This window comes from Microbacterium sp. DMC48 (assembly GCF_056313825.1).
The window spans coordinates 571,971-594,612 of the sequence record NZ_JBQUZN010000004.1 but is presented as its reverse complement, the minus strand read 5'-3'; the positions used below and the strand labels follow the sequence as shown (position 1 = coordinate 594,612).

The window sequence follows — 22,642 nt, the reverse complement described above, 5'->3', positions numbered from 1 at the left end:
ATCTGGAGTGAGCCGGGGAAGGGGTCAGCGGACATGGTGCAGTCGAGCGTGTCCGCGGTGACCGACGTCGCGGTCGCTCGTTCCCTCGGTCAGAAGGTCCGCGCCTACGTCGCCTTGACGAAGCCGCGCGTCTTGGAGCTGCTCCTGGTGACGACCGTTCCGGTCATGATCCTGGCGCAAGGTGGGATGCCGAGCCTCTGGCTCGTGCTGGCGACGGTGATCGGCGGCGCGATGAGCGCGGGATCGGCTGCCACCTTCAACATGTACCTCGATCGCGACATCGATGCGCATATGCGGCGCACCGAGAATCGGCCACTCGTGACGGGCGAGGTGACGCCGCGGGGCGCCCTGGTGTTCGCGTGGAGTCTGGCCGTGGGGTCCACGCTCTGGCTTCTGCTGACCACCAACTGGCTGGCCGCGGCGCTGAGCGCCGTCGCCATCTTCTTCTATGTGGTCATCTACACGATGCTGCTCAAGCGCCGCACCGAACAGAACATCGTCTGGGGCGGGATCGCCGGGTGCTTCCCCGTGCTCATCGGGTGGTCTGCGGTCACGGGATCGCTGACCTGGGCTCCCTTCGTCCTCTTCCTCCTCGTCTTCCTCTGGACTCCGCCGCACTACTGGCCGCTCTCGATGAAGTACAAGGGTGACTACCGAGAAGCAGACGTGCCGATGCTGGGCGCCACCCGCAACGGTCGGCAGGTCGGGCTGCAGGTCATCCTCTACGCCTGGGCCACCGTGGCCTCTTCGCTCCTGCTCATCCCGGTCGCGGGTATGGGACTCATGTACACGGCATCCGCACTCGTTTTCGGCGGCTGGTTCATCGTCGAGTCCCATGTGCTCTACAACCGCGCCGTCCGCGGGGAGCAGAGTCGTCCGATGCGTGTCTTCCACGCGTCGATCACGTACCTCACGCTCCTGTTCGTCGCCATCGCGATCGACCCGCTGCTGCCGTTCTGATCGGACGACGAAGGCGCCGGTCCCCGCGGGGATCGGCGCCTTCGTGTCTTCGGGTGCGGGATCAGACGGTGGGACGCTCGGCGGACGCCTGAGCGGGCTCGTCGGTCTCCGACACCGGCGAGGTGACCGTCTCGGCCACCGGTGCGGCGTTCGCCGCCGGCTCGACGATCTCGACCACGTCGATCTCTTCGGCGACGACACTCGGCGTCGCGCCGCGCGCGAGCGAGCCGATGGTACCGAGGGTGAGCGCCAGAGCCAGACCGATGAGGCCGACGCCGATGAGGATCGCGCCGAGAACGGCCCAGATCTGACCGGCGTAGACCTCGACACCGGTGGCGGTGCCATCGGCGAGAGTGCTGGCCATGACGGTCAGCTTGTCGACGAGCAGGTAGACGCCGCCGCCGACGGCGACGAGCGAGCCGCCCACGAGCACCCAGAACGGGATGCTGCGGATCACACGGGCGGTGTTGGGCATGGGGAAGCTCCTTCTGTCACGTCGCCGCACGCGCGACGACACTTCGACTATCTGCGAACCACCAGAGGAGCAGTGATGCGCCGGCTATGAGATCGCTGTGGACCGGTCGCCGGCATCCAGCATGTCACGCGGCTGCTTCATGTGCAGGATCACCGCGGTCATCGCCGCCACGAGCGTCACGGCGAGCATCATGTGGATGTTCACGAGCGCGATCGGAAGGCCCGTGCGCGCCTGCCACAGCCCGATCGCGATCTGCACGAGTTCCACGCCCAGCAGCAGACCGGTCCATCTCCTCATGCCGGTCGCCGGGCTCAGCCGGTACGACCATCCGAACAGCACCAGCGTGAGCGCGAAGAGGACGTATGCGGGCCAGCTGTGCACGTGCTGCCAGAAGATCGGATCCAGGCCGTTACGGGCGGCGGCCGTGTCGCCGGCGTGCGGGCCGGAGCCGGTCAGCAGGATGCCGATGATCACGGTGACCAGCACGACGACACTCGTCATGTGCGCGACGACGGCATACCCGCGCGGCACGACGAGGACGCGCGCGCCGGGTCGGGCGTAGACGCGGACGACGTAGGCGGCGGCGATCGCGACCAGCGCCGCCGACAGCAGGTAGTGCAGCCCGACGATGCTGGGGTGCAGGTGCAGCCACACCGTGATACCGCCGATGACGGCCTGGAGGATGATGCCGATGCCGATGGCCAGGACGAGGCGGGGCAGCTCCGGGCGCGTGCGCCACAGTCGCACGACGGACAGGAACGCGAGCAGTGCGACGATCACGAGAACCCCCGTGAGGGTGCGGTTGCCGAACTCGATGAGCCCGTGGATGCCGAGTTCCTGCGTCGGGACGAGCGAATCCGGGGTGCAGTACGGCCACGTCTCGCAGCCCATCCCCGAACCGGTCAGACGCACGAGACCACCGGTGCCGACGATCACGATGTTGCTGATCAGCACGAGCCACGCGAGCACGCGCGTCGGCCGTCCGACACGCGCGGGAAGTCGCGTCAGGAGTCCGCGCCCGACCGGGGCGTCGAACGCCGCGGCGTCGGTCTCGGGGCTGGAGGTCTGCGGTGCGGACATGGTGGGGTCGCCTCCCGGATGCGCGCCCGGACGGGCGCCGGCCACGCCCGCGTCGGGGTGTTGCCTATAGACTGAAGGGGTGGGAACAGCGGCGCGCGAAGCGCGTCACGCCCCCTACAGTCTAGGCGCGCGCGGTGCGCGCCCCGACGAAGACCCCGTCGGAGAAAACGACACGAAAACGGCCCTGGAAGCGGCATCCGACCTTCGCCCACGACACTCCGATCGTGAGACAGGCGCAGGCGCAGGAATGCCGGAGCGGATGACACCGCCGGGCACGAAGGAGGCAAACCCCATGTCGGATGTGCTCATCGACCGTCCCGAACTCGAGGGACTGGGTGTCTATGAATTCGGCTGGCACGACGAAGACGCCGCCGGCGCCGTCGCCCAGCGCGGGATCAACGAGGACGTCGTCCGCGGGATCTCGGCTCTCAAGAACGAACCCGAGTGGATGCTGAAGACCCGCCTCAAGGGATATCAGCTGTTCGGCCGCAAGCCGATGCCGACCTGGGGTGCCGATCTGTCGGACATCGACTTCGACAACATCAAATACTTCGTGCGCTCCACCGAGAAGCAGGCCCAGTCGTGGGAGGACCTGCCCGAGGACATCAAGAACACGTACGAGAAGCTCGGCATCCCCGAGGCGGAGCGCGCCCGCCTCGTCGCCGGCGTCGCCGCTCAGTACGAGTCCGAGGTCGTCTATCACCAGATCCAGCAGGAGCTCGAGGATCAGGGTGTCATCTTCATGGACACCGACACGGCGCTGCGCGAGCACCCCGAGTTCTTCGAGGAGTACTTCGGCACCGTCATCCCCGCCGGTGACAACAAGTTCGCGGCCCTCAACACGGCCGTCTGGTCGGGGGGATCGTTCGTCTACGTCCCGAAGGGCGTGCACGTCGAGATCCCGCTGCAGGCCTACTTCCGCATCAACACGGAGAACATGGGCCAGTTCGAGCGGACGCTGATCATCGCCGACGAGGGCAGCTACGTCCACTACATCGAGGGCTGCACGGCCCCGATCTACAAGAGCGACTCGCTGCACTCGGCCGTCGTCGAGATCATCGTGAAGAAGAACGCGCGCGTGCGCTACACGACGATCCAGAACTGGTCGAACAACGTCTACAACCTCGTCACCAAGCGTGCGATCGCGCACGAGGGCGCGACGATGGAGTGGATCGACGGCAACATCGGGTCGAAGGTCACGATGAAGTACCCGTCCATCTACCTGATGGGTGAGCATGCCAAGGGTGAGACGCTGTCGGTCGCCTTCGCCGGTCCCGGACAGCACCAGGACGCCGGCGCGAAGATGATCCACATGGCTCCCTACACGCAGTCCTCGATCGTCTCCAAGTCGATCGCCCGTGGCGGCGGCCGGGCCGGCTACCGCGGCGAGGTGCGCGTGGACGCCAACGCCCACCACTCCGCGAACACCGTGCGCTGCGACGCGCTCCTGGTCGACACGATCTCGCGCTCGGACACCTACCCCGCGATCGACATCCGCGTCGACGACGTGCAGCTGGGTCATGAGGCGACGGTCTCGAAGGTGAGCGAAGAACAGCTCTTCTACTTGATGAGCCGCGGCATGCCGGAGGACGAGGCGATGGCGATGATCGTGCGCGGCTTCATCGAGCCCATCGCGCGCGAACTGCCCATGGAGTACGCCCTCGAGCTCAACAAGCTCATCGAGATGGGCATGGAAGGATCCGTCGGCTGATGACGACAGCGACTCAGACCCCTGCCGGCGAGAGCATCCGGGCGGAGGGTCACATCGACCCTGCGGCCACGCTGGTCTCCGGCTTCGTACCGGTGCAGACACGATCGGAGCGGCCGACGTCGTTCGATCCCGCCGATTTCGCCGTGCCGACCGGTCGCGAGGTCAACTGGAAGCACACCCCGTTGGCGCTCCTGGGCGACCTGCTGCGGGACGAGCCGGCCCCCCACGACGTCATCGGCGTCGACGTGAGTGCGCCTTCGTCCGTCGAGCAGATCCGTCTGCGCGTCGGGGAGGCCCCACGCGGTGAGGTCTTCCGTCCCGAGGACCGTGTCAGTGCGATCGCCTGGGCGCAGGAGGACGAGGCTCCGCTCATCCGCATCCCCTCGGGCGTCGAACTCGACGAGCCGATCGTCGTGCAGCTGACCGGACGCGGCGGTGTCGCGCATGCGCACGTCGTGATCGAGGCACAGGCGCACTCACGGGCGACGGTCGTGCTGCGCCACGCCGGTACCGCACAGCAGGCGCAGAACGTCGAGATCATCGTTCGTGACGGCGCCGCGCTGACGGTCGTCTCGGTACAGCGCTGGGACGATGACGCCATTCACCTGGCATCTCACCAGGCGCGGGTCGACCGCGACGCGACGCTGACCCACGTCGTGGTCAGTCTCGGCGGACGCGTCGTTCGCGTGAACCCGTCTGTCGAGCTCGCGGGAGCAGGTGCGGAGGGCAGACTCTACGGTCTGTCGTTCGCCGACGCCGGTCAGCACCTGGAGAGCCAGGTCTACCTGCACCACAAGGGTGCGCAGACGGTCGGAGACGTGCTCTACAAGGGAGCGCTGCAGGGCGAGTCCGCGCGCAGCGTCTGGGTCGGTGACGTGCTCATCGGACCGGATGCCGTGGGCACCGACTCGTATGAGGCCAACCGCAACCTCGTGCTCACCGACGGTGCACGCGCCGACTCGATCCCCAACCTCGAGATCGAGACGGGCGACATCCGCGGCGCGGGACACGCGAGCGCGACCGGGCGCTTCGACGATGAGCAGCTGTTCTACCTGCAGGCGCGTGGAATCGCGGAGGACGAGGCTCGACGTCTGGTCGTGCTGGGATTCCTCGCCGAGATCGTCCAGAAGATCAATGTGCCGGTCCTGCAGGACGAGCTCATCGCCGCGATCGAGGACGAGCTGGCTCTGGCGACGGCGGCCGAAGGAGAACACGCATGACCGCGCAGAAGGCGCTCAGCCTGAGCGACCTCACCCAGGACACCGCGGTGCGCGTCGAGATCGACGGCGTTCCGATGGCCGTCGTCCTGGATTCGAACGGTGAGGTCCATGCGATCGGCGACACCTGCACGCACGGCGACATCTCGCTGTCGGACGGGTTCGTGGAAGGGGAGACCCTGGAGTGCTGGGCCCACGGCTCGGCCTTCTCGCTGCGCACCGGCCGCCCCCTGAACCTTCCGGCCTATGAGCCGGTGCCCGTGTACGCGGTCACGATCGACGGGAATGACGTCCTGATCGATCCCGCTGTCCTCAAAGACGTGAACTGAAGAAGGTAACTGACATGGCTGTTCTCGAGATCCGCGACCTCCACGTGACGGTCGAGACCGACGCGGGGGAGACCCCCATCCTCAATGGCGTCGACCTGACGGTGCGTACCGGCGAGACCCACGCGATCATGGGTCCCAACGGCTCCGGAAAGTCGACCCTCGCCTACACGATCGCCGGTCACCCCAAGTACACCGTGACCCAGGGCACGATCACTCTGGACGGCGAGGACGTGCTGGCGATGTCGGTCGACGAGCGTGCGCGTGCGGGGCTCTTCCTCGCGATGCAGTATCCGGTCGAGATTCCCGGGGTGACCGTCACGAACTTCCTGCGTACGGCGAAGACGGCGATCGACGGTGAGGCGCCCGCGATCCGCACATGGACGAAGGACGTCAAGGAGGCGATGAAGAACCTTCGCATGGACCCGAAGTTCGCCGCTCGCAACGTCAACGAGGGATTCTCCGGCGGTGAGAAGAAGCGCCACGAGATCCTCCAGCTCGAACTGCTCAAGCCGGCGATCGCCGTGCTGGACGAGACCGACTCCGGCCTCGACGTCGACGCCCTGAAGATCGTCTCCGAAGGTGTGAACCGTGCGAAGGACGCGACCGATCTCGGCGTGCTGCTGATCACCCACTACACGCGCATCCTCCGCTACATCAAGCCCGATTTCGTGCACGTGCTCGTGAAGGGCCGCGTCGCCGAGGAGGGCGGTCCGGAGCTCGCGGAGCGTCTGGAGGACGAGGGCTATGACCGCTACCTCGAGCCCTCCGACATCGTCGAGGCATAGGATCGAACGCATGACTGCGACCCTCAGTCCGGAGAAGTACGACGACGTCACCGAGGCGCTCAAGGACGTGATGGATCCCGAGCTCGGAATCAACGTCGTCGACCTCGGTCTCATCTACGATCTCAGCTGGGACGAGGAGAACGACGCCCTCGTCATTCACATGACGCTGACCTCCGCCGGCTGTCCGCTCACCGACGTGCTCGAAGAGCAGACCGCGCAGGCTCTGGACAACGTGGTCGATCGCTTCCGCATCAACTGGGTGTGGATGCCGCCGTGGGGACCGGAACGCATCACCGACGACGGACGCGACATGATGCGCGCGCTGGGGTTCGCCATCTGATCGTCATCAGATGTCGGCGGCTGCGCGGCCGCAGCGTCGCCGTCGCTAGGCTCGAGGGGTGAGCATCATTCCTCTGGAAGCACTTCCGCTGGAGACCCTGCAACGGCGCTCCAGTACGAAGTGGCGGACGTACGGTTCCGATGTCCTTCCCCTGTTCGTGGCTGAGACGGATTTCCCCCTCGCGCCGCTGATCACGAGCGCCTTGCGCACGGCGGTCGAGCTCGGCGACACCGGGTACACACCACCCGATCCCGGCGTGCGCGATGCCTTCGCATCGTTCGCCGCTCGCCGCTTCGACTGGGTGGTCGATGCCGACCGCGTGCGGACGACGGGTGACGTCATGATGGGCGTCGTCGAGATCCTGCGCGCGGTCACCGCGCCCGGTGACGCGGTCGTGATCACCCCACCGGTGTATCCGCCCTTCACGATGACGGTGGAAGAAGCCGGATGCCGTGTGGCACCCGTGCCGCTGCGCGATACGGGTGCGGCCTGGGAACTCGACCTGGACGGCATCGACGCGGCGCTGGCCGACGGTGCGCGCGCCGTGCTGCTGTGCAATCCCCACAACCCCACCGGTACCGTCCATTCGCGCGAGACGCTGGCCGCTCTCGCCCGGATCGCGGCGCGTCACGGTGCCGCGGTCATCAGTGACGAGATCCATGCGCCGCTCGTGTACGACGATGCGACCTTCACCCCGTTTCTCGCGTCATCGGTGGAAGCCGCCGCGGTCGGCTATACGGTCACCAGCCCTTCCAAGGCGTTCAACCTCGCGGGGTTGAAGTGCGCGGTGATGGTGACGGGAGACGAACGGACCGCCGCCGTCGTGCGCGGCCTGCCGTCGGAGGTGGAGTGGCGTACGGGGCTGTTGGGCGCGATCGCCAGTGTCGCGGCACTGGACGCGGCATCCGATGAGTGGCTCGACGCCCTGCGCGCCCGACTCGATCTCAACCGCCGTCTGCTTGCCGATCTGCTGGCCGCGCACCTCCCGCGCGCTCGCTATCGCGTGCCGGACGCGGGCTATCTCGCCTGGGTCGATCTGAGCGCCTACGGCTGGGGCGACGACCCGGCCACCCGCATCCTCGCTGAGGCGCGAGTGGCCGTCCATCATGGACCGCAGTTCGGGCCGCAGGGCGCCGGCCACGTTCGCGTGAACTTCGGCTGCGGGCCGGAGGTTCTCACCGAAGCCATCGCGCGGATCGGGCGTCTCGTCGACGCGTGAGGCGTGCGCCCCACGAGCGCAGCTCCGCGTCGCCGGTGTGACATCTGAAGAAGGTAAGGCTACCCTTAGAGTGTGACCGAATCTGCGACCGCCGTCCGCCCGGCCTACCGCCCGTATGCCGTCCGTGTCCGCGCCGTCGAGCGGCTCTCTGCGCACTTCGTGCGGGTGTGGTTCACCGGTCCCGAGCTGGAGTGGTTCGGCACCGCGGGTCTCGATCAGCGGATCAAGATCGTCCTGCCCCTGGCCGATGTCGCGGGGGGATACTCCGACTTCGGTCAGGCGGAGCATGCCGGCGACTGGTACGACAGATGGCGGGCGCTGCCGTCTGCGCGCCGCAATCCGTTCCGCACGTACACGGTGCGTCGTGTGGATGCCGCCGCTCGCGAGCTCGCCGTCGATTTCGTCGTGCATCACGATGCCGGTCCGGCGGGATCCTGGGCCGAGCGCGCTGCCGTCGGCGACGAGCTCGTCATCATCGGTCCCGATGAGCGCAGCCCGCAGTCGCGCATCGGCCTGGATTGGCATCCCGGCACCGCCCGACGGCTGCTGCTGGCCGGAGACGAGACCGCCGCTCCCGCGATCTGCAGCATCCTGGAGTCACTCGATCCGCGGTGCGAGGTCGACGCGTTCGTCGAGGTGCCCGACGACGACGATGCGCTGCGACCGCAGCTGCCGGCGGTATCCGGCGCGCGGCTCAGCTGGATCGTGCGGGCAGACCGTCCGCACGGGGTCGCGCTCGTCGAAGCGGTGACCAGGTGGACGCGGGATCACGCCGAGGTGATCGCGCGCGCCGCGGCGCCCCGGCCTCAGGCCCTCGATGAGATCGACGTCGATCGTGAGCTGCTGTGGGACAGCCCCGAGGACGGCGACGGCGAGTTCTACGCGTGGATGGCGGGGGAGTCGGCGACGGTCAAGACGCTGCGGCGGCTGCTCGTGTCGGAGTGCGGGGTCGACCGTAAGCGCGTGGCCTTCATGGGCTACTGGCGTCTCGGGCAGTCCGAGCGCCTCTAATGAGCGCGCCGGTACGACCGCGACGAACACTGGTCGTCGCGGCGATCGGAGCCGCCCTCCTCGCGGTGTTCGTCGTGCTCTCGCTGGGTGTGGGCGCACGGCAGATCGCCCCGGCCGACGTGTGGCAGGCCCTCGTGGCGTTCGACGGCTCCAATCCCGACCACATCGTCGTCGTGACGCAGCGCGTGCCGCGCACCGTCATCGGCGTCTGTGCCGGCGCCGCGCTCGCGCTGGCGGGCACGGTCATGCAGGGGCTCACACGCAACCCGTTCGCCGATCCCGGACTCCTCGGGCTGAACGCGGGTGCCTCCGTCGCGGTGCTGGCGGCGATCACCCTGTTCGGACTGTCGACGCCGGACGGCTTCGTGTGGTTCGCCTTCGGCGGTGCCGCCCTGGCGGCGGTGATCGTGGCGATGATCGGCGGCCGCGGAGCGGACGGCGGACCCGCGCGGCTCGCCCTCACCGGCGCGGCCGTGACGGCCGGACTCAGCGCGGTCACCTTCCTGATCCTCAACACGAACTCTTACGCGCTGGACGTCTATCGGTACTGGGCAGCCGGAGGCCTGTCGACACGTGGTCTGGATGCCGTCGCGCTCGTGCTTCCCGCACTCGTCGTCGGCGCCGTGCTTGCCCTGATATCGGCCCGCGGCCTCGACCTCGTGGCCCTGGGCACGGACTCCGCCGCCGGTCTCGGGCACGATGTCGGCCGCAGCCGGGTGCTCGGCATCGTCGCGACGGTGCTGTTGTGCGGCGGAGCGACGGCGATCGCCGGCCCGATCGTCTTCCTCGGACTGCTCGTCCCGCATGCGCTGCGCGCCGTCGTCGGTGGCAGCTACGCACGTCTGCTGCCGCTCGGAATGCTCTACGGCGGAGTGTTCCTGCTCTTGGCCGACGTCGCGGGACGCATCGTCGCGCCGCCGGGCGAAGTGCAGGCCGGCATCGTCGTCGCGATCATCGGCGCTCCCGTTCTGATCGGGCTCGTCCTCCAGCCGCGTCGGAGCATGCTGTGAGCGCCGCGCTGACCGTCCGGCGCGCGGCTACGCGTCGTCGTCGCGTCGTCGTCGTCGCGGTCATCGTCGCCGTCGTGCTGGCCGCGGCAGTGGCGATCTCGGTCGGCGACTACCCGATCACCCCCGATCGCCTGTGGGCGACGCTGACCGGGTCGGGAACGAGGATCGAACAGTACGTCGTGTTCCAGGTGCGCGCGCCGCGCGCCGCCATGGCTCTCGTCGCCGGCGCCGCGCTCGGTGCCGCCGGTGCGCTCCTGCAATCGTTCCTCAGCAACCCCCTCGCCAGTCCCGACCTGCTCGGCATCTCCGGGGGGAGCGGGCTGGCGGCGGTGTCCGCGATCCTCCTCCTCGGCACCACCGGACCGCTCGTCGCCGTGTTCGCCTTCGTGGGCGGCTCCGCCGTCGCGGTCGTGCTCATGCTCGCCGGTCGATCGCTGCGTGACGGCGGCTTCCGGTTGATCCTGGCCGGTATCGGTGTCTCGTTCCTCACCTCGGCACTCATCAACCTCATGATGGTGCGCGCCAAGGTCGAACAGGCCCAGGTCGCGCTTCTCTGGCTCACCGGAAGCCTCGCCTCGACGCCGTGGTGGCAGGTGCTCGTCGTGCTCGTCGTCTTCGTCGCGCTCGTCCCCGCGCTGATCGTCGCGTCGCGGTGGCTGCCTCTCGTGCAGCTCGGGCGCGAAGCCGCCCACGGGCTGGGTGTGGCGAGCGGACCGGTGCGTGTCGTGGTCGTCACCAGCGCCGTGCTGCTCACCGCCGTCACCTGTGCGTTCGTCGGGCCCATCTCTTTCATCGCGCTCTGTGCCCCCGCGATCGCTCGAGCGCTCCTGCGCCACGGAGCGGTGGGCCTCGGCACGAGCGCCGTCGTGGGCGCCGCGCTGCTGCTCGCGGCCGACCTCGTCGCCCAGTACGCCCTCCCCGGCATGGCCGTGCCCGTCGGCATCGTCACCGGTGCGGTCGGGGCTCTCTTCCTCCTCTGGCTTCTGGCCACCTCGAAAGGACGCCGGCTGTGACCTCGCACTCCGCTTCCCCCCGCTTGACCGCGCGTGCCCTCGCCGCCGGCTATCCCGGGCGTCGCGTCATCGACGGCCTCGACCTCGAGATCGGCCCGGGTCGGGTCACGATGATCATCGGCGCGAACGCCTCGGGAAAGTCCACTCTGCTCGGCACGCTCGCACGGCTGCATGCTCCGCTCGCGGGTCGGGTGGAGATCGATGGGGCGGACGTTCGCGGCATCCCGCGCCGCTCGCTGGCCCAGACGGTGGGTCTTCTTCCGCAGCATCCGACCGCGCCTGACGGCGTCACGGTGGCCGAGCTGGTCGGTCGGGGGCGGCATCCCCATCGCGGGCTGCTGCAGCGCTGGAGCGCCCAGGACACGGCGCGGGTCGACGAGGCGATGGCGTGGACCGGCATCACCGAGCTCGCCGAGCGTCCAGTGGGGGATCTGTCGGGAGGTCAGCGTCAGCGCGTCTGGATCGCGATGGCCCTGGCCCAGGATCCGCGCATCCTGCTGCTGGACGAGCCCACCACCTTCCTCGACCTCAGCCATCAGCTCGAGGTGCTCGACCTGCTGCGCGAACTCAACCGCGAGCGCGGGACGACGGTCGTCGCCGTGCTGCACGACCTCAACCTCGCGGCCCGCTACGCCGACGACCTCGTCGTCATGCACGCCGGCGCCATCATCGCCCATGGCGCTCCCGCCGAGGTCATGACCGCCGAGACGATCCGCCGTGCCTTCGGACTGTCCGCACTGGTGATCCCCGATCCCCTCACGGCCACCCCGATCGTCATCCCCGTCCCGTCGACGAGCTCTGCTGCGCTCGTCGACGAGGCCACCCCTGCACGTCCCTGAGAAAGGAAGACCCATGAGACGACTCCGCACAGCACTCGGGCTCGCCGCGATCGCCGGAGTGACCGCACTCCTGCTGTCGGGCTGCGCCGCCGGATCGGCCGCACCCACGAGCTCCGAGAGCGCGGCGGGTGACGGCTTCCCCGTCACCATCACCTCCGCGCTCGGCGACGCGACGATCACGAAGAAGCCCGAGCGCATCGCGACCTGGGGGTGGGGGGCGACGGATGCCGTCCTCGCTCTCGGCATCCAGCCCGTTGCGATCCCCGCCGACAACTACTCGGGCGGCGACGACAAGATGCCGCCGTGGATCGCAGACGCCGTGGACAAGCTCGGAGGCGCCAAGCCCACCATCCTCGACGTCAGCTCGAACGACATCCCCCTCGAGGAGTTGCTGAAGACGAACCCGGATGTGCTGCTCGCACCCTACTCGGGGCTCACGCAGAAGGACTACGACGCCATCACGGCGGCGGGCATCCCCGTCGTCGCCTACCCGACCGCGCCGTGGGCGACCCCCTGGCGTGATGTCATCACGATCACCGGCAAGGCTCTCGGGATGAGCACGCAGGCCGCCGATCTGCTGACGAGCCTCGACGCGCAGGTGAAGGACGCGGCGTCGGCGCATCCGGAGTTCGCCGGCGTCACGATCGCCTACGTGGACGACGACGTGGACACGTTCTACATGTATCTTCCGGCCGACCCGCGCGTGGAGGTTCTGCAGGATCTCGGCTTCGTCTCGCCGTCGAGTGTGACCGCGCTCGACAAGGGCGAGGGGACCTTCTACACCACGGTCAGTCAGGAGAACCTCGACAAGATCGATGCTCAGGTCATCTTCACGCAGGCTGAGGATCAGAAGACGCTCGACGACTTCCTCGCATCTGCGCGGGGTCAGCTGATCCCCGCCGTCAAGAAGGGTGCCGTCGCAGCGATGGTGGGCGCGGAGAACGTGGCGGCGGTCTCGCCGACCGCGTTGACGCTGCCCTGGGCACTGCCGACGATCACGCAGAAGCTGGCCGCCGCGGTGGCCGTCGCGAAGGGCTGACGCGGCCTCCACCTCACGACGACGGCCCCGACCACTGCGGTCGGGGCCGTCGTCGTTGCGAGGTGAGGAGTCAGCGGCCGGAACGGTTCTCCACGGCACGCACGCCCGCCCATGCCGCCGGGATCAGCAGCGCCGCCAGCGCGGCCTTGACGATGCCGCCGACGATGAACGGAGTGACGCCGGCGGCGAGGATCGCCTCGATACCGAGTCCCTTGCCGAGGACGGTGTTCAGGATGAAGGCCATGTAGGGCACACCGAACAGGAACGGGATCACGCTCGCCGCCACGAAGCCGACGAACGCGAGGACGGGACGTCGGTCCCACGCGCGCTCCGCGAACCATCCCGCGACGAAGGCGGCGAAGACGAAGCCGATGATGAACCCGAAGCTCGGCTTGGCGACGGCTGCGAGGGTTCCCGTGAATCCCGCGAAGACCGGCAGACCCGCGAGGCCGGCGACGAGGTAGGTGAGGAGAGCGGCGGCGCCGCGACGGGCGCCGAGGGCGGCGCCCACGACGACGACGGCGAGAGTCTGTCCCGTGATGGGCACGGGCCAGAGCGGAACCTCGACCTGCGCGAGCACCGCGACCACGGCGGCGCCCGCGATCACGAGGGCTGTGTCCAGGGCGGCGGCGCGGGCCCGGTCGGTCGGGCGGGCGATGAGATCGGCGAGCACGAGGCGGCGGCCGGCGGCGGCGAGGGACATGCGGTCTCCTTCGAGAGGTGGACGGTTCATGGCTCAGCCTAAAGTCTCGCCACGCGGGCCACCTGGCCGAGATCGATGGAAGAGAGGACGATTCGTTGTCGCATCGAGACAATCTGACGGCGATAGCCCGTCGCGATCCCGGTCCCGCCTCGCTGACGACACTCGCCGCATGATGACTTTCACCGTTCGCTCCGCTCGTCCCGCGGATGCCGCCGGTATGGCGCGCGTGCACGTGGAGGGGTGGCGGCAGACGTACCGCGGCCTCATGGCTGACGAGATCCTCGACGCGCCCGACTTCGTGGACCGTCGCGAGCGCTTCTGGACCGCGGTGCTGGGCGACGACCCCCGCTTCGCGCAGGTCGCTGCGGCCGTCGCCCTCGTCGACGACGAGGTCGTGGGGATCGCGATGACCGGTCCCACCCCGGAAGAGGACCGGACGGATGGCACTCCGGATCGTGCGCTCCACGTGCTCTACGTCCTTGCCGATCACCACGGCACCGGCGTCGGCGCCGCTCTCTTGGACGCGGTGGCCCCGGCATCCGCAGCGCACATGCTGTGGGTGGCCGATCCCAATCCTCGCGCGCAGGCCTTCTCTGCCAAGCATGGATTCGTGCTCGACGGAACCGTGCGTGTCGACGAGGGCGTGCACGAGCTGAGGATGACCCGTCCCGCTCGCTCGTCAGCCGCCGGCCGGAGGGATCTCGACGAGGCGGAACCAGCGGCCCCTCGGTGAGAGGCGCGCCCATACGGGGAGGAAGTGCGGATCGCTGACATGGCCGTCGAAGGTGACCCGCTCGACGCCGCGAGCTGCCAGCACGTCGAGGGAGCGCCGGACGCAGGCCTCGATCAAGCGCTCACCGTCGGCCGTCTCCCTGCTCGTGGTCTCCGCCGTGAGGCACGGGGGTGTCGAGTCGTGATAGACGAGCGCCAGCGCGACGATCTCGCCGTCGACGACGGCGGCGCTGCTCGCGTCGCGGTCGACCTCGGCCTCGAGGTCTTCCGAGAGAGCCGCCGCGAAATCCGGAGCGACGGGCGACCAGCCCTCGTGCGTCCAGGCGTAGACGGCCGCGTTGGCATCGAGGACGTCGTCCCAGTGCAGATCGCGGACGCTCTGCACCGCCGGGTGCGGCCGCAGAACCGCGCGAGACGCCGCCGGCACGTCCGCGGGTGGCACCACCTGTATGGTCCGTGCTCCCAGGGCGTCGGCGAAGCCGAGTGCATCGTCGTCGACGTACCCGCGCGTCATGAAGGTCAGTGGCGCATCTCGCAGTGTCGACAAGTGGGCGAACACGGCCTTCCCGTAACCGCGGCCACGCGATGCGGGCTCGACCACGATGGCGACCCAGTACCGGTCCCCGTGCACGCGCGAGGTCCACATGATGCCGGCGGCCACGGGGTGCCCGTCCACCTCCAGCACGGTCGAGCGGGTATGCGCATCACGCCATCGATCGGTGCGGAACGCGATCGTGCCGAGGAAGGGCAGCGTCAGATCGTCGTCGGCGAAGGGGCGCAATCGCATGGTCCCGAGTCTGGCACCTCTGGACTCGAGCGGCGGCCGACGCCGGACGTGGACGGTAGAATGGGAGGCTGGTCCGTCTCCGGGCCGTTCCCCATCCCCGACGAACGGACGTCTGCTGTGCTTGCCGTGCACGACCTCGAGATCCGCGTGGGCGCTCGCACGCTCATGTCGGAGGTGTCGTTCCGCGTCTCCGACGGCGACAAGATCGGTCTCGTCGGCCGCAATGGAGCCGGCAAGACGACGCTCACGAAGGTGCTCGCGGGCGACCTGCTGCCGGCCGACGGAAAGGTCGAACGCTCGGGCGAGCTCGGCTACCTGCCGCAGGACCCGCGCTCCGGCGATCCGGAGATGATGGCGCGCACCCGCATCCTCGATGCGCGAGGGCTCGGCACGCTCGCCCTGCAGATGCACGAGGCCTCGTTGCAGATGGGGGATGCCGACGAAAAGGCGGCCGCGAAGGCGATGCGCCGCTACGGCAACCTCATGGAGCGCTTCGAGGCGCTCGGCGGGTACGCGGCCGAGTCGGAAGCGGCATCCATCGCGCACAACCTGTCGCTGCCGGACCGCATCCTGGACCAGCCCCTGAAGACCCTGTCGGGCGGGCAGCGTCGTCGCATCGAGCTTGCGCGCATCCTCTTCTCCGACGCGCAGACGATGATCCTCGACGAGCCGACGAACCACCTCGACGCGGACAGCGTCGTGTGGCTGCGCGAGTTCCTGAAGAACTACAAGGGCGGGCTCATCGTCATCAGCCACGACGTGGAACTCGTCGGCGAGACGGTCAACCGTGTCTTCTACCTCGACGCGATGCGTCAGGTCATCGACGTCTACAACATGAACTGGAAGAACTACCTGCGCCAGCGGGTCGCCGACGAGGAACGACGCAAGAAGGAGCGCGTCAACATCGAGAAGAAGGCGACGGCGCTGCAGTTGCAGGCCGCGCGCTTCGGTGCGAAGGCGTCCAAGGCCGCCGCTGCCCACCAGATGGTCGCTCGCGCCGAGAAGATGCTCTCCGGCCTCGAGGAGGTCCGCCAAGAGGACCGCGTCGCGAAGCTGCGCTTCCCCAAGCCGGCGCCGTGCGGCAAGACGCCGCTCATGGCGAAGAACCTCTCGAAGTCCTACGGATCGCTGGAGATCTTCACGGACGTCGACCTGGCCATCGATCGCGGATCGAAAGTGGTCGTGCTCGGGCTCAACGGTGCCGGCAAGACCACGTTGCTCAGGATCCTCGCCGGCGTGGACAAGGCCGACACCGGCATCATCGAACCCGGCCACGGCCTGAAGATCGGCTACTACGCGCAGGAGCACGAGAACCTCGACGTCAACCGGTCGGTCCTCGACAACATGATGTCGGCGGCGCCGGATATCAACGCCACCGAGGCGCGCAAGGTGCTCGGTTCGTTCCTGTTCACCGGTGACGACGTCCTCAAGCCCGCCGGTGTGCTCTCCGGCGGTGAGAAGACCCGTCTGTCGTTGGCGACGCTCGTCGTCTCGTCGGCGAACATGCTGCTGCTGGACGAACCCACCAACAACCTCGACCCCGCCTCGCGCGAGGAGATCCTCGGCGCACTGGCCCATTACGAAGGTGCGGTCGTGCTGGTCTCCCACGACGAGGGCGCCGTTCAGGCCCTCAACCCCGAACGGGTGCTGATCCTGCCCGACGGCGTCGAGGACATCTGGGGTCGCGACTACGTCGACCTGATCACCCTCGCCTGACGCCGATTCCGCGTCGGACTGCTCAGCGGGACGTCAGCTCGTCGAGAAGGGCGTCTTCTTCCTGCATGTCGCGATCCGGTCGCCGGGCTTCTCGCTGTCGGCGCCGACGAGCGGCGGGAGACGCCTCCTCCTCGTCCGGCGTCGGGGTCTCGCCTGCCCGTTCCGCGGCTGCGTCTTCCGCATCCTCTCGCCGGTGACGGATCTCGGTGCGGATCATGTACCAGATGAAGACGAATCCCATCAGCGCGAAGAGGATCCACTGGATCGCGTACGAGAGGTATGGGCCGGGGTCGTCCGATGGCGACTCGAGCGCGTTGGGTGTCTCCGCGGGACTGGGCTGTTCGGACACCAGCAGTCCGTACGCGCTCGTGATGAGCGCGGGCTGAGCGGTGGTCTCCGCGATCAGGGGGAGATTGATGGTCGGCACCTGGCCGTCCGGCGCGGAGCGTCCCGAGTTCGGCAGCGGCTCGCCCGGCTTGAGTCGCGCGATCACCTGTACCTGGCCGGCGGGGGGAGTGGGGATCGCGTCCGGCTCGGGCTGGGAGGAGCCGGGCGGCAGCCAGCCGCGGTCGACGAGGAAGACCGCTCCGTCGACCGTCCGGAATGGGACGAGCACCTCGAAGGCGCTCGTCCCACCGTGCGCGCGATTACGAGCCAACAGCGTGTGGTCGGTCAGATACTGACCGGTCAGGGAGACCGGGCGCCATTGGTCGCCGGGTCGGAACGCGCCGTCGGCGCCGATCACCTGCCCCAGCGGCACCGGCGCGGCGTCGTAGTTCGCGGCGATCAGGGCGAGTTGGCTGCTTCGCTCCGCGTTGCGCGTGAACTGCCAGTTCGACAGGAAGGCGCAGACGATCGCGAAGACGATCGCGATCGCGACGTATCCTGCCCAGCGCAGCGCCGTCTGCTGCCGAGCCGTGCGTTCTCTCATCTGGTCGCCTCCGTATCGAAGGCGACCACGTCCACCGGGAAGTCGCGGGCGGCGAGATAGTCGCGCAGATAGTCGACGTGATCGCCGCACGCGGCCCAGATCTTGCGTCGTTCGGGCGCGTGGATGCGCGGATTGCGCCACTGCACCTGCCACGTCGCGGGCGCGCGGCAGCCGGTCCTCGAGCAGATGGCCTCGGTCATTCGTCGTCCGACGGCGTCCGGGGTGCGGGCGGCTGCCGCGAGGACTCGCTCAGTCTGATCACGCGGGGCGTCTCGTCGACCGCGGCGTTCGGGGCGTCCGACGGTGGACGCAGGGTCGGAGAGGCCTCGATCGCGCGCTCGGGGGCGATGGCACGTTCGGCCGATCCGGAGGCGACGTTGGCGATCACCACGGCGAAGTACGGAAGGAACATCGCTCCGGCTCCGAACAGCCACGTGTACCAGCTGTAGGGGGTGACGGCCACCATGAGGACGAAGCAGATCACCCGGATGACCATCATCGTGAAGTACTTCGTCATGCGCGCGCTCGCGTCGTCGCGCGGCGCGCGCGGCAACGACGTGGCGGACTGAGCACGGGAGCTTTTCACGGTCCCCTCAGCCTACGCCGCGTGGGCGTCGCGGGCGCGGCGGCGCCCGATCAGTACGAGCCGTAACGCGAGCTGGCGGCGGCCCCGAGGATGATGAAGAAGACGAAGAAGCCGATGATCAAGAGCGAGATCGCGGTGCCGACCCATCCCACGATCACGCCCGCAAGCGCCATTGCGCGGCCGCCTTCACCCGTGCGCTTGATCTGGTTCAGCGAGATGTGGCCCATGATGGCACCACCGACCGAGCCGATCAGCGGAAGGATCCACACGAAGCCCAGAATCGACGCGATCATCGAGATGACGGCGAGCACGTTCGTCTTCGCGGCGGGCGCCCCGTAGTAGGGAGCGGACCCGTACACGGGCGGTGCGCCCGGAGCGGGCTGCACCGGGGCACCGGTGCTCGCGCCGTACGCCGGGGGTGCGGAGGGATAGGACGGCTGCTGATATGCCGGAGGCTGGTAGGCGGGTGCCGCCGGCGGTGCATAGGTCGCATCGGCCGCAGGTGCCGGAGTCGGAGGCGTCACGGGCGGGGTGACCGCGGCATCCGGGGACTGAGGGTTCGTCGCGTCGGTCATGATCTCTCCTGTCTCGCCGTGCCAGCCTATCGGGCGCCGCGCGCGAGAGGGGATCCGTCGTGCGCGACGGGTAGGCTGGGGCGGTTCCTCCCGAGCGAAACGGAGCCCCTATGTCGCACGACCGTGTCGTCCTCGTCACCGGCGGAAACCGCGGCATCGGCCGCGCCATCGCCGCCCGCTTCGTCGCGGAGGGGTATCGCACCGCGGTCACCGCCCGCTCCGGCGAGGGCCCGGAGGGCACGCTCACGGTGCGGGCCGACGTGACGGATGCCGCGTCGTTGGATGCCGCGTTCGCCGAGGTCGAGAAGCAGCTCGGTCCCGTGGAGGTCGTGGTCGCGAACGCCGGGATCACGAAGGACACGCTGCTGCTGCGGATGACCGAGGACGATTTCGACTCCGTCGTGGCCACGAACCTTGGCGGAACGTTCCGCGTCGTCAAGCGTGCGTCCAAGGGCATGCTGCGCGCCAAGTGGGGACGGGTCATCCTCATCTCCAGCGTCGTGGGCCTGTACGGTTCGCCCGGCCAGATCAACTACTCGTCGTCGAAGGCGGCACTCGTCGGCTTTGCGCGCTCGCTGACTCGAGAGCTCGGCGGTCGCGGGATCACGACCAACGTCGTCGCGCCCGGATTCATCGAGACCGACATGACCGCCGAACTGCCCGAAGACACGCAGAACGAGTACAAGCGGAACATTCCCGTTGGTCGCTTCGCGACCCCCGACGAGGTCGCCGGCGTCGTCACGTGGCTGGCGTCGGAGGATGCCGCCTACATCTCGGGTGCCGTCATCCCCGTCGACGGCGGTCTCGGGATGGGGCACTGAGCCCCTCGGCATCTCGGCTCGCTGCGGAGACCCTCTCGCCGTGACCGGTGGGTCTTGGCCCGCTCAGCGCGGCGACGAAGGGAGCGGCGCTCGCGTGATGGCGGCGGCGATCGCGTCGCCCAGCCGCTGTGGCTGGGAGAACTGCGGCCAGTGGCCGCTGCCCAGACGGACGATCTCGGTGTCGCGGATCGCCGAGAACTCGTCGGCGTACCGGCCCCACTGTGCGAGGAAGCCGCGGAACTCCTCTTCGCCCAGTGATCCGGAGAGCACGGTGACGGGAAGCTCGTAGCGACGTTCGTCGTGCAGCGCGATCGCGTCGGTGGGGACCCGAGCCGGCACCGAGCGGGTCAGCGGTGCGGTGCGCGCCCGCGTCTGCGCGTCGAGATCAGCCACGTCGTCCTCGTCGAAGAAGTCCCAGCCGGGGAACGGCACGACGCCGTCGACGACGTCGAACTCCGAGATCATGCCCCCGTCGTGCGGCACCGCAGTATCGACCAGGACGACCCGGGCCACGCGTTCGGGGCGGGCATCCGCTGCTCCCCAGGCGACGTTGCCGCCTCCGCTGTGGCCGACGACCGCAACGGGTCCGACGGACTCGTCGATCGCGGCGACGGCCGCCGCGACCCAGTCGGCGATGCCGATGCCGGCGCTCTCGACGCCGGGCGCCCCCAGGCCCGGCATCGTCAACGGTCGTGGGGTCAACCCTGCACTGCGCAGCGCAGGAAGCACGTCGTCCCACGACGATGCGTCGAGCCAGAGACCGGGAATCATGATGACGTCCATGCGCTCACGGTACGCCGGGCCACCGACATCCGTGCGGCCACGACGCGCGATGCGGTCGCGGAAGGTCAGGGGAGCATCGGGATGAGTTCGCGCAGGTCGACCGGGCCGATGACGAGGTCGGCGTGCCGTCGCACCGCGGGCTTCGCGTTGAACGCGACGCCGAGCCCGGCGACGGCCATCATCTGCAGGTCGTTCGCGCCGTCGCCCACGGCGATCGTGCGGGAGAGCGGAACACCGGATGCCGCGGCCCACTCGCGCAGTGCTGCGGCTTTGCCGGCGGCATCCACGATCTCGCCATCGACGAGGCCGGACAGCACGCCGCCGTCGACGGCCAGTCGATTCGCGCGCCACTCGTCGATTCCGAGCGGGGGTGCGATGACGTCCAGGATCTCGTGGAATCCGCCGGATACGACGGCGGCCCTCCCGCCGCGGGCGTGAATGGCGGCGACGAGCTCGGCCGCTCCCGGGGTGGGCTCTACGCGCGCCCGCACGCGGTCGAAGGCGCTCAGCGGGACTCCGCGCAGCTCGGCCACGCGCGAGCGCAGACTCGTCGCGAAATCCACTTCACCGCGCATCGCCGCCTCGGTGGCCGCCGCGACTTCGGGGCCACGGCCGGCCTCGTCGGCGATGAGCTCGATGACTTCGTTGCGCAGCAGAGTGGAGTCGGCGTCGAACACGACGAGGAAGCGGGCGTCAGGCACCCGTCCAACCTATCGGCCGTCAGCGTGCGACGTAGGCGTTCTTCCCCACCACGGTGATGCCGCTGTCGGTCACGGTGAAGCCGCGCGCGAGATCGAAGGCGCGATCGACGCCGACCGTCGCCCCCGGCTCCAGCACGACGTTCTTGTCGAGGATCGCGCGATGCACCCGCGCGCCGGCACCGACCTGGACGTGATCGAAGAGCACGGAATCGGTGATGGTCGAGCCTCCGCCCGACAACGTCCACGGGCCGACCACGGAGCGCTCCAGATGGGTTCCCGACAGCACCGAGCCCAGTGACACGATCGAGTCGATCGCGTTGCCCATACGGCCGACGCCGTCGCGCACGAACTTGGCGGGCGGCGAGTTCACCGACTGCGAGTGGATCGGCCAGTCGACGTTGTAGAGGTTGAAGATCGGCAGCGTCGAGATGAGATCCATGTGCGCGTCGAAGAACGAGTCGATCGTGCCCACATCCCGCCAGTAGTCGCGGTCGCGATCGGTCGAGCCCGGCACGTCGTTGCGCTTGAAGTCATACACCGCCGCCTCGCCGCGCCCCACGAAATAGGGGATGATGTCGCCGCCCATGTCGTGGTTCGAGCCCGGCAGCTCGCCGTCCGCTTCCACAGCCGCGATCAGGGCGTCGGCATCGAAGATGTAGTTGCCCATCGATGCCAGCACCTCGTGCGGCGCATCGGCCAGTCCGGTCGGGTTCTGGGGCTTTTCGAGGAAGTCGCGGATCGTGACGTTGTCGCTCGGGTCGAGATCGATCACCCCGAACTGGTTGGCGAGCCCGATGGGCTGGCGGATGCCGGCGACCGTCGCCTTGGCTCCCGACTCGATGTGCGCGGCCAGCATCTGCTCGAAGTCCATCCGGTACACGTGGTCGGCGCCGATCACCACCACGATGTCGGGCTTCTCGTCGTGGATGAGGTTCAACGACTGCAGGATGGCGTCTGCCGAGCCGGAGAACCAGCGCTTGCCCAGACGCTGCTGCGCCGGCACCGAGGCCACGTAGGAGTTCAACAGAGCGGACATCCGCCAGGTCTGGGACACGTGCCGGTCGAGGCTGTGTGACTTGTACTGCGTCAGCACCACGATCTGCCGAAGTCCCGAATTGATCAGGTTCGAGATCGCGAAGTCGATCAGCCGGTACTGGCCGCCGAAGGGCACCGCGGGTTTGGCTCTGTCCTCCGTCAGAGGCATGAGGCGCTTTCCCTCGCCGCCGGCGAGGATGATTCCGAAGACCTTCGGCGCTGCAGGCATGTCACCACACTAGGC

General features: G+C 68.7%; 26 protein-coding genes. 15 read left to right on the top strand and 11 right to left on the bottom strand.

Annotated elements, in window-relative coordinates; genetic code table 11:
• Nucleotides 1-33: 33 nt before the first annotated feature.
• Entirely contained in the window at nucleotides 34-960 is a 927-nt protein-coding gene (locus ACT53O_RS08175) for a heme o synthase (RefSeq protein WP_295778700.1), read from the top strand.
• A gap of 61 nt (nucleotides 961-1,021) precedes the next feature.
• Here the strand turns inward: ACT53O_RS08175 and ACT53O_RS08170 are convergent, their stop codons facing one another.
• Entirely contained in the window at nucleotides 1,022-1,435 is a 414-nt protein-coding gene (locus ACT53O_RS08170; RefSeq protein ID WP_295778698.1) for a dinucleotide-utilizing enzyme, read from the bottom strand.
• 84 nt (nucleotides 1,436-1,519) lie between these two features.
• On the bottom strand, nucleotides 1,520-2,515 hold the full coding sequence (locus tag ACT53O_RS08165) for a COX15/CtaA family protein (protein ID WP_295778695.1): 996 nt from the start codon (nucleotides 2,513-2,515) through the stop codon (nucleotides 1,520-1,522).
• A 292-nt stretch (nucleotides 2,516-2,807) separates the two neighbouring features.
• Here ACT53O_RS08165 and sufB point away from each other — a divergent pair, with 292 nt between their 5' ends.
• The 11 genes from sufB to ACT53O_RS08110 all read left to right on the top strand — a co-directional run bounded on the left by sufB (nucleotide 2,808) and on the right by ACT53O_RS08110 (nucleotide 13,028).
• On the top strand, nucleotides 2,808-4,226 hold the full coding sequence (sufB, locus tag ACT53O_RS08160) for a Fe-S cluster assembly protein SufB (RefSeq protein ID WP_112931624.1): 1,419 nt from the start codon (nucleotides 2,808-2,810) through the stop codon (nucleotides 4,224-4,226).
• Nucleotides 4,226-5,446, top strand: a complete 1,221-nt coding sequence (sufD, locus tag ACT53O_RS08155) for a Fe-S cluster assembly protein SufD (protein ID WP_476151754.1) — start codon at nucleotides 4,226-4,228, stop codon at nucleotides 5,444-5,446. Before sufB ends, sufD begins: the two co-directional genes overlap by 1 nt.
• On the top strand, nucleotides 5,443-5,772 hold the full coding sequence (locus tag ACT53O_RS08150) for a non-heme iron oxygenase ferredoxin subunit (protein WP_061681565.1): 330 nt from the start codon (nucleotides 5,443-5,445) through the stop codon (nucleotides 5,770-5,772). Before sufD ends, ACT53O_RS08150 begins: the two co-directional genes overlap by 4 nt.
• A 14-nt stretch (nucleotides 5,773-5,786) precedes the next feature.
• Nucleotides 5,787-6,557: a Fe-S cluster assembly ATPase SufC gene (sufC, locus tag ACT53O_RS08145; RefSeq protein WP_039416096.1), complete on the top strand. Its 771-nt coding sequence runs from the start codon at nucleotides 5,787-5,789 to the stop codon at nucleotides 6,555-6,557.
• A 10-nt stretch (nucleotides 6,558-6,567) separates the two neighbouring features.
• On the top strand, nucleotides 6,568-6,897 hold the full coding sequence (locus ACT53O_RS08140) for a metal-sulfur cluster assembly factor (protein ID WP_036318394.1): 330 nt from the start codon (nucleotides 6,568-6,570) through the stop codon (nucleotides 6,895-6,897).
• Nucleotides 6,898-6,955: 58 nt separating this feature from the next.
• On the top strand, nucleotides 6,956-8,116 hold the full coding sequence (locus tag ACT53O_RS08135) for a MalY/PatB family protein (RefSeq protein WP_476151751.1): 1,161 nt from the start codon (nucleotides 6,956-6,958) through the stop codon (nucleotides 8,114-8,116).
• A 72-nt stretch (nucleotides 8,117-8,188) separates the two neighbouring features.
• Nucleotides 8,189-9,127, top strand: coding sequence for a siderophore-interacting protein (locus ACT53O_RS08130; protein WP_476151749.1), 939 nt, complete (start codon nucleotides 8,189-8,191; stop codon nucleotides 9,125-9,127).
• Nucleotides 9,127-10,137 (top strand): FecCD family ABC transporter permease, encoded by a 1,011-nt coding sequence (locus tag ACT53O_RS08125; RefSeq protein ID WP_476151747.1) that lies wholly within the window; start codon nucleotides 9,127-9,129, stop codon nucleotides 10,135-10,137. Before ACT53O_RS08130 ends, ACT53O_RS08125 begins: the two co-directional genes overlap by 1 nt.
• On the top strand, nucleotides 10,134-11,150 hold the full coding sequence (locus ACT53O_RS08120) for a FecCD family ABC transporter permease (protein ID WP_476151745.1): 1,017 nt from the start codon (nucleotides 10,134-10,136) through the stop codon (nucleotides 11,148-11,150). The genes ACT53O_RS08125 and ACT53O_RS08120 overlap by 4 nt, the downstream gene beginning before the upstream one ends.
• Nucleotides 11,147-11,989: an ABC transporter ATP-binding protein gene (locus tag ACT53O_RS08115; RefSeq protein ID WP_476151743.1), complete on the top strand. Its 843-nt coding sequence runs from the start codon at nucleotides 11,147-11,149 to the stop codon at nucleotides 11,987-11,989. Before ACT53O_RS08120 ends, ACT53O_RS08115 begins: the two co-directional genes overlap by 4 nt.
• A 13-nt stretch (nucleotides 11,990-12,002) precedes the next feature.
• A complete protein-coding gene (locus tag ACT53O_RS08110; RefSeq protein WP_036318094.1) occupies nucleotides 12,003-13,028 on the top strand; it encodes an iron-siderophore ABC transporter substrate-binding protein in 1,026 nt (341 codons plus the stop codon).
• A 70-nt stretch (nucleotides 13,029-13,098) separates the two neighbouring features.
• On the opposite strand, the gene ACT53O_RS08105 is transcribed toward ACT53O_RS08110, so the two are convergent.
• Entirely contained in the window at nucleotides 13,099-13,731 is a 633-nt protein-coding gene (locus tag ACT53O_RS08105; protein WP_135949360.1) for a biotin transporter BioY, read from the bottom strand.
• 169 nt (nucleotides 13,732-13,900) lie between these two features.
• Between ACT53O_RS08105 and ACT53O_RS08100 the strand changes: the two genes are divergently transcribed.
• Complete coding sequence (locus ACT53O_RS08100; RefSeq protein WP_476151740.1) at nucleotides 13,901-14,464, top strand: N-acetyltransferase family protein; 564 nt, start codon at nucleotides 13,901-13,903, stop codon at nucleotides 14,462-14,464.
• On the opposite strand, the gene ACT53O_RS08095 is transcribed toward ACT53O_RS08100, so the two are convergent.
• On the bottom strand, nucleotides 14,411-15,250 hold the full coding sequence (locus ACT53O_RS08095; protein ID WP_135949274.1) for a GNAT family N-acetyltransferase: 840 nt from the start codon (nucleotides 15,248-15,250) through the stop codon (nucleotides 14,411-14,413). The two genes, ACT53O_RS08100 and ACT53O_RS08095, sit on opposite strands and share 54 nt — an antisense overlap.
• Nucleotides 15,251-15,367: 117 nt before the next feature.
• Here ACT53O_RS08095 and abc-f point away from each other — a divergent pair, with 117 nt between their 5' ends.
• A complete protein-coding gene (gene abc-f, locus ACT53O_RS08090; protein ID WP_476151738.1) occupies nucleotides 15,368-16,966 on the top strand; it encodes a ribosomal protection-like ABC-F family protein in 1,599 nt (532 codons plus the stop codon).
• Nucleotides 16,967-16,988: 22 nt separating this feature from the next.
• On the opposite strand, the gene ACT53O_RS08085 is transcribed toward abc-f, so the two are convergent.
• The 4 genes from ACT53O_RS08085 to ACT53O_RS08070 are packed head-to-tail and all read right to left on the bottom strand — an operon-like array spanning nucleotide 16,989 to nucleotide 19,058.
• Nucleotides 16,989-17,897: an SURF1 family cytochrome oxidase biogenesis protein gene (locus ACT53O_RS08085; protein WP_036318110.1), complete on the bottom strand. Its 909-nt coding sequence runs from the start codon at nucleotides 17,895-17,897 to the stop codon at nucleotides 16,989-16,991.
• On the bottom strand, nucleotides 17,894-18,097 hold the full coding sequence (locus ACT53O_RS08080) for a hypothetical protein (protein WP_036318109.1): 204 nt from the start codon (nucleotides 18,095-18,097) through the stop codon (nucleotides 17,894-17,896). The genes ACT53O_RS08085 and ACT53O_RS08080 overlap by 4 nt, the downstream gene beginning before the upstream one ends.
• Nucleotides 18,094-18,483 carry a DUF3099 domain-containing protein gene (locus tag ACT53O_RS08075; protein ID WP_036318107.1) on the bottom strand — a complete coding sequence of 130 codons (390 nt, stop codon included), beginning with the start codon at nucleotides 18,481-18,483 and terminating at the stop codon, nucleotides 18,094-18,096. The genes ACT53O_RS08080 and ACT53O_RS08075 overlap by 4 nt, the downstream gene beginning before the upstream one ends.
• Before the next feature lie 50 nt (nucleotides 18,484-18,533).
• Nucleotides 18,534-19,058: a DUF4190 domain-containing protein gene (locus ACT53O_RS08070; protein WP_476151735.1), complete on the bottom strand. Its 525-nt coding sequence runs from the start codon at nucleotides 19,056-19,058 to the stop codon at nucleotides 18,534-18,536.
• A gap of 110 nt (nucleotides 19,059-19,168) precedes the next feature.
• On the opposite strand from ACT53O_RS08070, the gene ACT53O_RS08065 reads away from it, so the two are divergent.
• On the top strand, nucleotides 19,169-19,879 hold the full coding sequence (locus ACT53O_RS08065) for a beta-ketoacyl-ACP reductase (protein WP_039416086.1): 711 nt from the start codon (nucleotides 19,169-19,171) through the stop codon (nucleotides 19,877-19,879).
• Between the two features lie 63 nt (nucleotides 19,880-19,942).
• Here the strand turns inward: ACT53O_RS08065 and ACT53O_RS08060 are convergent, their stop codons facing one another.
• The 3 genes from ACT53O_RS08060 to glgC all read right to left on the bottom strand — a co-directional run bounded on the left by ACT53O_RS08060 (nucleotide 19,943) and on the right by glgC (nucleotide 22,627).
• Nucleotides 19,943-20,662 carry an alpha/beta fold hydrolase gene (locus ACT53O_RS08060; RefSeq protein ID WP_239498599.1) on the bottom strand — a complete coding sequence of 240 codons (720 nt, stop codon included), beginning with the start codon at nucleotides 20,660-20,662 and terminating at the stop codon, nucleotides 19,943-19,945.
• Nucleotides 20,663-20,727: 65 nt separating this feature from the next.
• Nucleotides 20,728-21,363, bottom strand: a complete 636-nt coding sequence (gene serB / locus ACT53O_RS08055) for a phosphoserine phosphatase SerB (protein WP_476151732.1) — start codon at nucleotides 21,361-21,363, stop codon at nucleotides 20,728-20,730.
• Between the two features lie 19 nt (nucleotides 21,364-21,382).
• Nucleotides 21,383-22,627, bottom strand: a complete 1,245-nt coding sequence (gene glgC / locus ACT53O_RS08050) for a glucose-1-phosphate adenylyltransferase (RefSeq protein ID WP_039416083.1) — start codon at nucleotides 22,625-22,627, stop codon at nucleotides 21,383-21,385.
• Nucleotides 22,628-22,642: the final 15 nt, after the last annotated feature.

Coding starts and splice junctions, on each gene's coding strand:
- ACT53O_RS08095 (WP_135949274.1), bottom strand. CDS start 15,250: ATGCGATTGCGCCCCTTCGCCGACGACGATCTGACGCTGCCCTTCCTC.
- ACT53O_RS08170 (WP_295778698.1), bottom strand. CDS start 1,435: ATGCCCAACACCGCCCGTGTGATCCGCAGCATCCCGTTCTGGGTGCTC.
- ACT53O_RS08080 (WP_036318109.1), bottom strand. CDS start 18,097: ATGACCGAGGCCATCTGCTCGAGGACCGGCTGCCGCGCGCCCGCGACG.
- ACT53O_RS08100 (WP_476151740.1), top strand. CDS start 13,901: ATGATGACTTTCACCGTTCGCTCCGCTCGTCCCGCGGATGCCGCCGGT.
- sufB (WP_112931624.1), top strand. CDS start 2,808: ATGTCGGATGTGCTCATCGACCGTCCCGAACTCGAGGGACTGGGTGTC.
- ACT53O_RS08175 (WP_295778700.1), top strand. CDS start 34: ATGGTGCAGTCGAGCGTGTCCGCGGTGACCGACGTCGCGGTCGCTCGT.
- ACT53O_RS08105 (WP_135949360.1), bottom strand. CDS start 13,731: ATGTCCCTCGCCGCCGCCGGCCGCCGCCTCGTGCTCGCCGATCTCATC.
- ACT53O_RS08165 (WP_295778695.1), bottom strand. CDS start 2,515: ATGTCCGCACCGCAGACCTCCAGCCCCGAGACCGACGCCGCGGCGTTC.
- ACT53O_RS08060 (WP_239498599.1), bottom strand. CDS start 20,662: ATGGACGTCATCATGATTCCCGGTCTCTGGCTCGACGCATCGTCGTGG.
- ACT53O_RS08085 (WP_036318110.1), bottom strand. CDS start 17,897: ATGAGAGAACGCACGGCTCGGCAGCAGACGGCGCTGCGCTGGGCAGGA.
- ACT53O_RS08110 (WP_036318094.1), top strand. CDS start 12,003: ATGAGACGACTCCGCACAGCACTCGGGCTCGCCGCGATCGCCGGAGTG.
- sufC (WP_039416096.1), top strand. CDS start 5,787: ATGGCTGTTCTCGAGATCCGCGACCTCCACGTGACGGTCGAGACCGAC.
- ACT53O_RS08125 (WP_476151747.1), top strand. CDS start 9,127: ATGAGCGCGCCGGTACGACCGCGACGAACACTGGTCGTCGCGGCGATC.
- glgC (WP_039416083.1), bottom strand. CDS start 22,627: ATGCCTGCAGCGCCGAAGGTCTTCGGAATCATCCTCGCCGGCGGCGAG.
- sufD (WP_476151754.1), top strand. CDS start 4,226: ATGACGACAGCGACTCAGACCCCTGCCGGCGAGAGCATCCGGGCGGAG.
- ACT53O_RS08070 (WP_476151735.1), bottom strand. CDS start 19,058: ATGACCGACGCGACGAACCCTCAGTCCCCGGATGCCGCGGTCACCCCG.
- ACT53O_RS08150 (WP_061681565.1), top strand. CDS start 5,443: ATGACCGCGCAGAAGGCGCTCAGCCTGAGCGACCTCACCCAGGACACC.
- ACT53O_RS08140 (WP_036318394.1), top strand. CDS start 6,568: ATGACTGCGACCCTCAGTCCGGAGAAGTACGACGACGTCACCGAGGCG.
- ACT53O_RS08065 (WP_039416086.1), top strand. CDS start 19,169: ATGTCGCACGACCGTGTCGTCCTCGTCACCGGCGGAAACCGCGGCATC.